Source organism: Candidatus Thermoplasmatota archaeon (assembly GCA_029907305.1).
Lineage (GTDB): Archaea > Thermoplasmatota > E2 > DHVEG-1 > DHVEG-1 > JARYMC01.
Window position 1 is genome coordinate 1 of sequence record JARYMC010000047.1, and the last position, 11617, is coordinate 11617.

At 35.8% G+C, this 11617-nt stretch carries 9 protein-coding genes; 3 read left to right on the forward strand and 6 right to left on the reverse strand.

Translation table 11 applies throughout. From position 1 onward, the window contains the following. The 3 genes from QHH19_04610 to carA form a co-directional block, all read right to left on the reverse strand. On the reverse strand, positions 1 to 1320 hold a 1320-nt coding region (locus tag QHH19_04610), incomplete at its 3' end, for a C25 family cysteine peptidase (GenBank protein ID MDH7517606.1). Between the two features lie 323 nt (positions 1321 to 1643). Next, positions 1644 to 4832, reverse strand: a complete 3189-nt coding sequence (carB, locus tag QHH19_04615) for a carbamoyl-phosphate synthase (glutamine-hydrolyzing) large subunit (GenBank protein MDH7517607.1) — start codon at positions 4830 to 4832, stop codon at positions 1644 to 1646. Next, positions 4829 to 5905 carry a glutamine-hydrolyzing carbamoyl-phosphate synthase small subunit gene (gene carA / locus QHH19_04620; protein ID MDH7517608.1) on the reverse strand — a complete coding sequence of 359 codons (1077 nt, stop codon included), beginning with the start codon at positions 5903 to 5905 and terminating at the stop codon, positions 4829 to 4831. The genes carB and carA overlap by 4 nt, the downstream gene beginning before the upstream one ends. Positions 5906 to 6085: 180 nt before the next feature. On the opposite strand from carA, the gene QHH19_04625 reads away from it, so the two are divergent. Further along, the gene (locus QHH19_04625) at positions 6086 to 7348 is read left to right on the forward strand and encodes a hypothetical protein (protein MDH7517609.1); all 1263 of its coding nucleotides are present in this window, start codon (positions 6086 to 6088) and stop codon (positions 7346 to 7348) included. A 50-nt stretch (positions 7349 to 7398) separates the two neighbouring features. On the opposite strand, the gene QHH19_04630 is transcribed toward QHH19_04625, so the two are convergent. The 3 genes from QHH19_04630 to QHH19_04640 all read right to left on the reverse strand — a co-directional run bounded on the left by QHH19_04630 (position 7399) and on the right by QHH19_04640 (position 10683). Then, on the reverse strand, positions 7399 to 9015 hold the full coding sequence (locus tag QHH19_04630) for a hypothetical protein (protein MDH7517610.1): 1617 nt from the start codon (positions 9013 to 9015) through the stop codon (positions 7399 to 7401). 103 nt (positions 9016 to 9118) lie between these two features. After that, positions 9119 to 9502, reverse strand: coding sequence for a DUF126 domain-containing protein (locus QHH19_04635; protein MDH7517611.1), 384 nt, complete (start codon positions 9500 to 9502; stop codon positions 9119 to 9121). After that, a complete protein-coding gene (locus QHH19_04640; GenBank protein MDH7517612.1) occupies positions 9499 to 10683 on the reverse strand; it encodes an aconitase X catalytic domain-containing protein in 1185 nt (394 codons plus the stop codon). Before QHH19_04640 ends, QHH19_04635 begins: the two co-directional genes overlap by 4 nt. A gap of 115 nt (positions 10684 to 10798) precedes the next feature. Between QHH19_04640 and truD (QHH19_04645) the strand changes: the two genes are divergently transcribed. Further along, entirely contained in the window at positions 10799 to 11332 is a 534-nt protein-coding gene (gene truD, locus QHH19_04645; protein ID MDH7517613.1) for a tRNA pseudouridine(13) synthase TruD, read from the forward strand. Further along, the gene (gene truD, locus QHH19_04650; GenBank protein MDH7517614.1) at positions 11262 to 11546 is read left to right on the forward strand and encodes a tRNA pseudouridine(13) synthase TruD; all 285 of its coding nucleotides are present in this window, start codon (positions 11262 to 11264) and stop codon (positions 11544 to 11546) included. Before truD (QHH19_04645) ends, truD (QHH19_04650) begins: the two co-directional genes overlap by 71 nt. The last annotated feature ends 71 nt before the right edge of the window (positions 11547 to 11617 follow it).

Below are 11617 nucleotides of genomic sequence, written 5' to 3' on the forward strand. Positions count from 1 at the left end.
TGCATTGTCAAGATAATCTGCTTCTGTGCTATCAATATAATAAAATACTTTTTTCAACCAGTTTGAAACATCCTGTGGTACGTCACAAGTTACACGACCTATGAACAACTCAGCATATAAATCAAAACCATTATCTCCTTCTTCACCCCAATAATTATCACCATCAGCATTGAAATTATTGTCAAGATTGCTCCAGTATATATCAGCATCAATATCTTTTTCATAGTTTGTATCCATGTCACGAGCAGGTATCCAATTTGATTCACCATCACCACCGATTAAAATATAATCAGTTCCCCAGTCCATATAGGCATCCTTACAAAATTCACGTATTTTTGCTTGTGTATCATTAAACAATGGAGCAGAATTCCAATAATCAGAACAAGCATAAATATCTTGAACTGTAACCAATGTGCATCTTAAACCGTCATTAGAAAGATGTTTATCCATTAAACTCTGCCAATTATAAGGTAAGGTACTAGATGTTTCCCAATAATCAAGACCATTGTATGTAGTTGTGATAATCACATAATCATAACTTTCACTAGGATCACACAGACCTCCAGGGTAGTCAAAAGTAGGTAAATCAGCAGTATACATATCAGTTATCTCAGGGTTATAAACAAGTTTTTCTACCCACGCCTTATCATCTGGATCATTTCTGAAAAACTCATTAACATATCCTGTTTCCCTTAGATTAATAGTCACTTTTATTTCAGAGTAATAGGTTAAAGTACCCTCACATGGGTTATATTGTATTGGGTATAACCCAAAGTTTAGAATTGCATAACCTCTACTATATCCAACACTGTACTCCGAGTTAAGGTTAGATGGATACACAGCATTTGAGGAATATATACTCATGTCTTTTTCAAATTCTTGTGGCACTGTACAATCAAAAGGAACTGAATGCTGATAAGGCAACACCGGTTTTTGGTTAAGATTTATACCAGAAATATCAATTGGTTCTTGGGTACCAACAACATCTATACTAATAACATCTGTCTTTGGTGGCAACAAAATCGTAGCAAAATGGACAGGTAACGCTGGTTGACCACTTGTTTTAGCCATTGTTATACAACCAGGCATCTCTATAAGCGTGTACTCAGAGTTATCTATCTGTCTTAAATCAAAGGTTGGTTGTTTAAATAAAAATGAGTAATTCAAACTATTTATAACATTGTTTTTGGTTCCAACCAAGTTTTTAGTTTGTATCGTTCCTATTGCTGTTGCAAAAGATGCAGTTAACATCAAAACACATATTACAACACCAATTTTTGCCCTGCCTAAAAATATTTTTTTATTTTCTCCCTTTCTCATAATGTTTTTTGCCTCCAACATACAAAATTTGTTAACAGATGTTAACAGATAAGGGGTTAATATCTTTTTTCAATCAACAAAAATGTGGAACAGCAATAATGGGAAGAAGCAGAGAGGTGAATTTTTTTATTAGAGGGGGTAATTAATTGGATGGGTCTCTAATTTGGAAAAAAGTCGTTAATACTACGGCTTCTTCCCATTGCCGTCGAATAAATAAAATATTTTATGGTTTTAAGTGTCTTTTTCGCAGATGCATACATACACGGATATACTTGTGGGTATGTAGACAAAAAAATCATAAAAAAATAGGTTTAATTGAAAAACTATGTGTATTCATCCCAGCTTTTAATCTTCAAATCATCTAAAGAGACTCTACTAATTGCTTCAACAAATCTTTTAGCAAGCTGCAGATTTGTTATTAATGGCACATCAAAATCAACAGCTTTTCTCCTTATAAGATAGTCATTGTCTAGTTCTTCTCTTTCTATGTTTTTTGGTATGTTTATAACCAAATCGATTTTCCCATCAGCTATGTATGTTAACGTATTTGGCTCCTGTTTTTCTAGAGGCCAATATAGTACTTCAGCTTTTATACCATTGGCTTCCATAAAATCTGCTGTTCCCTTTGTGGCGTAGAATTTGAAACCCATTTTGTCTAGTATCTTGGTGTCGCTGAGGAATTCTGCTTTGCTGTGTATTGGCCCAGTGGAGAGTAGTATTGTTTTTTTTGGTAGTTTGAACCCCACTGATAGTAAGCTTTTTAGGAATGCTTCGTTGAAATCATCCCCTAGGCATGCTACTTCACCTGTTGATGTCATTTCCACGCCTTGTATTGGGTCTGAACCTTTTAGTCTAGTGAATGAGAACTGTGATGCCTTGACACCGACATAGTCAAGGTCAAATGATGAACGATCTATAATTGGCACTGTTTTTTTCATCATTATTTTTGTGGCAAGGTCTATGAAGTTTATTTTGAAGACTTTTGATACAAATGGGAAGCTTCTTGATGCACGTAGGTTGCATTCTATCACTTTTACGTCGTTGTCTTTCGCTATGAACTGTATGTTGAAAGGCCCTGTTATATTCAGTGATTTAGCGATTTTTTTTGTTATTATTTTTATTCTCCTCATTGTTTCCAGGTAGGTTCTCTGTGGTGGTAAAACAAGTGTTGCATCACCTGAGTGTACACCAGCATTCTCAACATGTTCAGATATAGCATAACAATACAAGTTACCATGGTTGGCCACAGCATCTATCTCTATTTCTTTTGCACCTGTTATAAACTTGCTTATCACAACAGGGTGTTCTTTGCTGACCTCAGAGGCTTTCTTCAAATATTCTTTTAACTCGTCTTTGCTCAACGCTATGCTCATCGCTGCACCACTTAATACATAGCTTGGTCTAACTAGTACCGGGTAACCTACCTTATTTGCAAACTCCTCAGCATCCCCAAGGCTGGTTAGCTCTTTCCATTCCGGTTGATCAACTTGTAGTTTATCTAGTAGCTGCGAAAATTTATGTCTATCTTCAGCTGTATCAATATCAGATGGTGAAGTCCCTAGTATACGTACACCTGATTCATGTAATGGCAACGCTAGGTTGTTTGGTATCTGACCACCCATAGATACTATTACATCAAATGTTTTCTCTTTGTCACATATGTCAAGTACACGCTCAAATGTTAACTCATCAAAATACAGTTTATCACATATATCATAATCTGTACTAACTGTCTCCGGGTTACAGTTAATCATAATTGTGTTATATTTCAGGTTACGTAATGTTGCAACAGCGTTCACACAACACCAATCAAACTCGACAGACGAACCAATACGATATGCCCCACCACCAAGTACAATAACCTTGTTCTTTTCTCTGAAATCTAAATCGTCTTTGCAAGCATTATATGTTAGATACAAGTAGTTGGTTTTAGCTGGGTACTCTGCTGCAAGCGTGTCGATTTGTTTAACAAATGGAACTATAGCAAGTTTTTTCCTCTTTTTTCTAACATCCAACTCAGCTGTCTTTGTCAACAAGGCTATTTGTTTGTCTGAAAAACCTTTTTGTTTTGCTTCTGCTAAAAGAGAACGAGGTAAATTTTTGAGCTGGTATTTTTTAATTTTTTCTTCCAGCTCTATTATGTTTTTTATTTTATACAAAAACCATCTATCTACCTTAGATAACTCATATATTTTATCGATCGTATAACCCTGTTTTATAGCCTCAACTATGGCAAACATTCTTTTATCAGTTGGCTGAGAAAGCTCTTTTTCTAGATCATTGAAACTTAGGTTGTTGCATGTTAAACCATTCATTCCAACATCCAGCATACGTATAGCCTTTTGCAATGATTCTTCGAAGCTTCTACCAATAGCCATTACTTCGCCAACAGATTTCATCTCTGAGCCGATAGTTTGTGTGACACGCCTGAACTTTTGTAGATCCCATCGCGGGTATTTCACAACAACATAGTCAAGGGCTGGTTCAAAACATGCTGAGGTTTCACCTGTTATTATGTTTTTCACCTCATTCAGACTATAACCCAAAGCTAGTTTTGTTGCAATAAAAGCAAGTGGGTAACCTGTTGCCTTTGATGCAAGGGCTGAGCTTCTACTAAGTCTGGCGTTAACCTCTATTATCCGGTAATCCTCTGATTTAGGGTCTAGGGCAAATTGTATATTGCATTCACCGACTATACCAAGTTTTCTTATCACTTTTATAGACATTGCCCGTAGTTTGAAGTTCTCAGATGATGTTAGTGTCTGTACTGGTGCAACAACTATGCTCTCACCAGTGTGTATACCCATGGGGTCAATGTTTTCCATTGAACAAACAACAACACAGTTGTTGTATTGATCTCTCACAACCTCATACTCAAGTTCTTTCCATCCACCAAAATACTCTTCAACCAAAATCTGTTTTGTATAAGAGAACGCTTTTTTTGTTAACTCAACAAGTTGTTTCTCATCATAAGCTACGCCAGACCCGAGACCACCTAGGGCGTATGCTATTCTGCACATTACAGGGTAACCGATTTCTTTTGCTACCTCCACAGCATCTCTAACATTTGTTACAGCCTTGCTAACTGGTACTTTCAGGTTTATTTCTTTTATTTTTTTTACAAAAAGATCACGGTCTTCTGTGTTTAGTATAGCCTCAATTGGTGTACCAAGGACTTCAATCTTATGTTTTTTGAAAATACCTTTTTCTGCTAGTTCCACACCAACGTTTAACGCTGTTTGTCCACCGAAGCCAAGTAGTACACCATCTGGTTTTTCTTTTTCAATTACTTTTTCAACAAAATAAGAGTCTATTGGTAAAAAATATACTTTGTCTGCAAGATAATCTGATGTCTGTATGGTTGCAATATTTGGGTTGACCAGTATGGTTTTGATGCCTTCTTCTTTTAACGCTTTTATAGCCTGGCTACCAGAGTAATCAAACTCACCAGCTTGTCCTATGCGTATAGCACCTGAGCCAAGTAACAACACTTTTTTGATTTTCTTTTTCATCTCATTGACCTCAGGAACATGTCAAACAAAAACTCGGTATCATCAGGACCTGGCGAAGCCTCAGGATGGAATTGTGTACCAAAAAACGGTTTTGATATATGGTGTATACCCTCGTTTGTTTTATCGTTATCATTATAAAACCATTCACGCCAATCCTCAGGTAAAGTATCAGCATCAACAGCGTAACCATGGTTTTGTGAGGTTATGTAGCATCTTTTTGTACCAGCCTCAACACAGGGTTGGTTGTGGCTTCTATGACCATATTTCAGTTTGTATGTACTAGCACCAGCTGCTAAACCTAGTATCTGTGAACCAAGGCATATACCAAGGATTGGTATGTTTTTTGAAAAAGCCCTTTTAACATTCTGGATTGTAGCCTTACATAATCTTGGGTTACCAGGGCCATTTGAAATAACAATACCATCTGCTTTTTCTTTCAGGAAATCATAATCCCATGGTACCCTAATGATAGTGAAATCTCTTTTTAGAAAGGCGCGTATTATGTTGTTTTTTGTTCCACAGTCAACAATGATAATTCTTCTTTTACCTTTTTTGTAGACAACAGGATGTTTTATGCTGACTTCTGCAACCAGGTTTCTTTTATTTGGGTCTTCGAAACCTATGTTTTCTTTGACATTGTAAACTATTTTTCCTAGAAGTGTGCCTTTTTTTCTAATTTTTTTTGTTAGCTCTCTTGTATCAACACCATAGATGCCTGGTATTTTGTGTTCTTTCATCCATTCTGACAAAGATTTTTTTGCGTTCCAATGGGAGTAGTTTTCAGAATAATCTGATATTACTAAACCTTGGATTTGTATCTTTTCTGATTCAAAGTATTTTAGTATGTTGTCTTCTTTTTCGTAGCCTGGCACACCATAGTTGCCTATCAAAGGGTATGTTAAAGTCAGTATTTGCCCATGATAAGAAGGGTCTGTTAGGCTTTCTGGGTAGCCAACCATACCTGTGTTGAATACGACCTCGCCGTTGGTAGGTTTTTTTGCGCCGAAGGCATAGCCTTGGAAAACAGAGCCATCTTCTAGAACCAGTTTAGCGTTTTGTCTGTTTGGTGTCATTTTCGTAAAAATCTCCTTCTCCGTAAGCTAAAAAACCTGTAACTTTATGTTGCCTAATATATCTTTCCGCTGTGTTTGTTGATACAATTTAGGAGGTTGTTCTGGTAACGTTTGTAAAGAAACATTTAATAAGTATTAATATAAAGGTTTATATAAAAATAATACTATAACGGGTATAAAATGACTCTGAAAATTAAGAAGATAGATGCAATAATTGTGGTAGCCCTTATAATAATAGCAGTGGTAGTCCTATATAAAGCAAACTATCTCTCTTTTAACGGTGAAAAAAAACAGAGGGAAACCGGCGAAGAAGAGGTTGTAACACCACAGATTGTGCCACCAACATCAATGATACCCGGTTATATGAGGGCTGTTACAGCAGATGATGAGGGCTCGCATTACCAGAAGATACGTACCAGTAGAGAATGGTGGTATTTCAGTGCTATACTGGGTGGAGGAGACAGCGAGTTAGATGGTTGGTCTCTTGCTGTTAGTTTTAACCATATGGCTTATGGTGATTTGTTTGGTACATTTAAACCAGATGTTCTTGTAGTTACACTTAATGGACCAGATGGGGAGCGGTACGGTGGTATTATCAACAGTAAAAGAGGTTTTGGTATATTATCTAAACCCATGCTTACAGCTACGTCACCAGGTGTTAGTGTGAAATATGGCGATTCATGGGCTGAGGGTAAAGCACCAACGTGGCATGTATACGTAAAAGACAATGATATCGATAAAGACCACGAAATCATAATAGATTTGGATTATTTTGCACCATCTGACCCTATTTGGACTGTTAGTGAAAGAGCTTTTCTTAAATCAAGGAGTATGATTGCAAACTACGTGTTCCTTGGATGCAGGGTTAATGGTACCATTAAGATCGATGACAAGGAGTATAAGGTAAAAGGTACTGGTTTTCATGAGCATTCATGGACACCAATTATCGTAAGAAGAGGGTTTATAGGTGGATGGGACTGGTTCCACATGAGCTTAAGCAATGGTTGGAGTATATACCTCGCCAATTATTATCCGACTCCACAGTTTATATCAACCAGGACATCTAGGATCAACCCGTTTAGTACATTGTTTATAACAACCGATGAGGGAAAAACACTAACATCACTTGATGACATTAATATCAGGGTCACTAAATCAGATGAAAAGGTTTTCCTAAAAATTGTTACTATGCCATCTGAGTATAGTGTATCAGCTGATGCACGTGCAACACAGTTATTGTTAAAATCAGCTAAAATAAAACTGGATCTTGACATTAAAACAGATAACGCTTTTTGTAAGATTTGGAAGTTCCCAACCTATGTTGGCATGAAGGTTGGTATGAGTAATGTTACCGGTAAAATAACATGGTCTGATAGTGATGTTAACCAAGAGGTAGTGTTGAATGGTCTTGCTACTTCTTGGATTATGAGAGCTCTACTTTAATTAATATCCTCTACTTAGTATCAAAGAGGTTTTTTAAACATCATTTTTCACTAAATAACATAAGCTATTGCATCTGATCCTGGTGGAGCTGTTTCATTTAACCACTCGTGTTCATATCGTACATGTCTCAATGAATAAAATTGATAATAGCCGGGTCCATTAGCTAAAGTAGCATTGAACTTCCAACTCCAACCATCAGAACCATCTATGTCTGTACCGTATAATGTCCAATCACCCCATGATATGTTATCAGATGAATATCGATAATACAAATCTAATGATTCGACACTATTTGATTCCTCTGCATTACCATATATAGTAAACTCTAAAGATTGGTTATATGAATCAAAATCCCTAACCTCCGAAGAGCCATAAATCGGTGGAAGATCATTATCAGGAACCTTTTTTGAAGCCCAAGCAACACTCCTGCGAACAATCCAAAATGTATATGAAAATTCATCCTCGACAGTTTCATTCTCAGGAATTATATCTCTCCATCTATGAAATCCATCAAACATGTTGTTATTTTTTGTATCATCTAACTCTTCAATATGGCCACCCCACCAGACATTATCCTCAGGGTGACCTACACAACGAACAATCCTCGCCTGATTTTCATTATCGTAAATCTCGGTGATCATAAAAGGTTTATTTGAAAAATTTGTCTCAACAATATCATCCATCATCTTCCAATCCTCAGCATAAATAAGCGCTTTCATAAATGGATTCAATGTTTCACCCCAGAGAATTTCATTTTTACCAAAAATCATCGCCTTTGCCATTCCACGTAAACCACCAACATATTTCCAATAATGAATCCTTGTTGATTCATTGTCTGATATTTCTTCCGCTGGGAATTTTGCTAAAACCTTAATATTTTCCGAATTTTCAGGCAATATATATGGTGGTCCGCCTATCCATCTAATTCTGCAAGTATCCTTACAATAATCATCAAAAATTGCATTATCATTTAAAATCGGTACATCTAAGCATACACCAACATGATAATTAATATCATAATCAGTCAAATTCCAGCCAGAGAAAGTAATATATCCACCTGAATGAGCGTATTTATAGCCATATATTGATAACTGACCAAAAACAGGCAGATCATTTTGAAAATATACATTCGCCTTTGAAATTCCTAGACAACAATTTTTATATAATTTTTCCAGTAAAGTTATTGGTTTGTTCTTTAAATCGCCGGCAACCAGACCACCACCGCAAGTTCCAAAAAATCCGCCACCTGCTTTTACGAAATTTACCATCCTATTCTTTCTCATTATATTTCTTGGTAACATCTTTCTACCATAAGATGTAGAATATTCATTAACTGAATCTGGAGGATATAAAAGAACATCAAAATTATTAGTTGTCAACCTGCCTTTCAAGATATCTTCTGTCCTTAATATTGTTGTTTTAAAGCAATATGTAATACTTCCAACTTTCCAAGAATAATCCTCCAGTGCATGTAAAAAGTGTACAGTTCTACCATATGGTCCGTAGAAATTTTCATCTAAAGTGTCATCAGTAAAAATTGCTACTCTTATTTCTTTGATTTCAAATGTAGCAGTTTTTCCTGCATTATTGTTTAGTTCAGCTGCTGAAAGAAAAGTACCACCTAACACCATCAGCATCACTGCAATTGTTAGGATTTTTAAATTCATAATTTTCATCTCATTCCAATATTTTTATATTATATATTTAATTTTAATTATATATAAATATTTTAGAACAAACATCCTACGACAAAATTAGTAAAATTTAATTTTATTTTATTTCAACAATACCGTTATCAGCATCTAAAAATACAGTGTCTCCGTCTTTTATCTTATCTATATCAATTTGATCAACACATGGAATCCCAGCAAGAATTACACCTGTGGCAACAATTGTTTCTGTTTCTTTGTTAATTATACCAGCTGGTGCAACACCATTTTTCTTTAAACCATAAATAACATATGAACCAACTGTTGAGCCTTTACCACATGGGAAGACTAGTATCTTGTCCTTTATGTTTTTTCCTTCCAATGGATGACCCTTTTCAATCATCTTCCCTGTTTTTATATCAAAACTACCGTAGAAACCTATTGGTTCCTTTGAGACAATAGCAACACCTTTTGCTTTCCCTGGTGAAATTGTTCTTCCTTTCATGTTTGCACCTCAATAAGTTTGTTTATATCAGCAAAAAATACTTCTTGTTTACAAAAACCTGGTAGATAGTTTGCTGCTTTACCAGAATCAACACCAGTAACCTTGTATCCCATTTCTTCTATTGGTGAAACAACCATGCAGGTATCAGCAACTATGCTACCACCAGCTTTTTCTATTATCTCAGCAAAACCCATTCGCTCTGCCGCTTCTTTCATAACACGTGATGTACATATCCAAACCGGTTTCTTCAAATGTTTACCTTTAAGTTTATCTGCCAATACTGAAATCTCCCTAAGTGAAGCATGTGGGCAACCAAGAATAACTATATCAGGTTCTTTACCTGAGTTGAGTTTTCCGTAAACCTCTCTTATCTCCTTTTTACCAACATTTATGGTCTCCAAATCATCTTTTTTTACAAGGCTTGCCTCTGGTGTAAGGCCTTCAACATGATAAAGAGCAACCGCACCAGACGCAGCCATCGCAGCACCAAGAGCTTTTAGTTGATCTGTATTCGCATCTTTTATACCAATAAAATAAGGTATCTTGTTTTTCACGAGTTTACCAACATGATAACCTAGTGCACCAAAATCTGAACTAAACTCTAAATCAACTTCAACTTTTATTTTAACATGTGGATGCCTGTTTTCATCTAAATGTAAATCATAATTTGGTGTTTTACCACAGATTGCTGCAGCAAGAGCAGAAGGCCCACCTTCTCTATTGGTTCTTGCACCAATTACCGAGTTTGAAAATGAAACAGCTGAGCTTTCCGACCAAGCAATATGCTCCCTGAATCTTGGTAAATTACCAGCTAGATACGGTGTACAGGTAGAAGTTACTATTATTCCCATTTTTTTAAAAGCATTCATTATACGTAACTGATTTTTAGCAAAAGACTCTGGAAAACCAAGTTTCTCCCAGTTTTCCAGGTCCATCCCGGCTGGGTTCAGGAAAGTTAGAACCTTCACCTTTGCACCTTTTTCCGCAAGGTCTTCTAAAAATTCTGTACCAGGATCAGCAATAGATTTATATGATACCCCAGCGACCTGTACAGAACCAACAGGTATCATTTTATCTGCTTTGTAAATTTCACCAAGACGAACAAGGAGTCTAAACATTCTTTCCATTACTTCGCCTTGCTCGCCATCAAGAATTTTTTCTTCTTCCTTTGTTAGATACATAAGGACACCTACCCCAAGTATGGACAGGGTTATATTCTTGTAATATTTTATTGTTTTTGTAAAAAAATGAAACTTAAACAACTCTCAGAAGATTTTATCGTAGAAGAAATACCCAATTTCAAGATATCAAAAAAACAAAGATAGATACCAAATTTTTCTAATGGAAAAAAAGGAACTTGACACATTTGATGCTGTTAAAATCATATCAAAAGAATTAAAAATTCCTTCACCAAAAATTGGGTTTGCGGGGTTAAAGGATAAACACGGATTGACGAGACAATACATCTCGATTCCAGTAGAACAACACATCAAAAAAAAGGATATGAGAAACATAAAACTAGAGTTCATCGGTTATAGTAACAAGAGGATAGAAACAGGTGACCTACAGGGTAATAAATTTACGATAACTGTAAGAAACATACAAAAAGGTGAAATACCGGGGATATATAGTAGAGCAACAAGCATCTCAGACATTGGTGTTCCAAACTATTTTGATTCACAGAGATTTGGAAGTGTAATACACAACGAGTTTATTGGGAAATATCTAGTACAAAAAAAACTACGAACAGGCTGTAAAGATATTTCTTACAAAATATACGAAGAAAGAGAGGAAAAAAACAAAAGACGAAAAAAGAGAGATATTAGCTAATTGGAAAAAATTAGGACATGTGGGGGTAAAAAACAGGGTTTTTGCAGATGTTATAAGTGAATATGTAAAAACAAAAAGCTGGCTTGCCTCTTACAAAAAAATACCTTCGAGTCTTAGAGAAATGTTTGTAAATGCTTATCAGAGTTATCTTTGGAATGAATGCGTTAAAGAAACGCTTAGAAGAATTGTAGCAAAAGGCTTCATCCCAAAATAAATAATTAAAGAAAAAAAAACATTCATTTTTTCCTATTAGATGGGATGTGCCAAGAAAAGGATAAAACCCAA

Coding starts and splice junctions, on each gene's coding strand:
- QHH19_04625 (MDH7517609.1), top strand. CDS start 6,086: ATGACTCTGAAAATTAAGAAGATAGATGCAATAATTGTGGTAGCCCTT.
- QHH19_04630 (MDH7517610.1), bottom strand. CDS start 9,015: ATGAATTTAAAAATCCTAACAATTGCAGTGATGCTGATGGTGTTAGGT.
- carB (MDH7517607.1), bottom strand. CDS start 4,832: ATGAAAAAGAAAATCAAAAAAGTGTTGTTACTTGGCTCAGGTGCTATA.
- QHH19_04635 (MDH7517611.1), bottom strand. CDS start 9,502: ATGAAAGGAAGAACAATTTCACCAGGGAAAGCAAAAGGTGTTGCTATT.
- carA (MDH7517608.1), bottom strand. CDS start 5,905: ATGACACCAAACAGACAAAACGCTAAACTGGTTCTAGAAGATGGCTCT.
- QHH19_04640 (MDH7517612.1), bottom strand. CDS start 10,683: ATGTATCTAACAAAGGAAGAAGAAAAAATTCTTGATGGCGAGCAAGGC.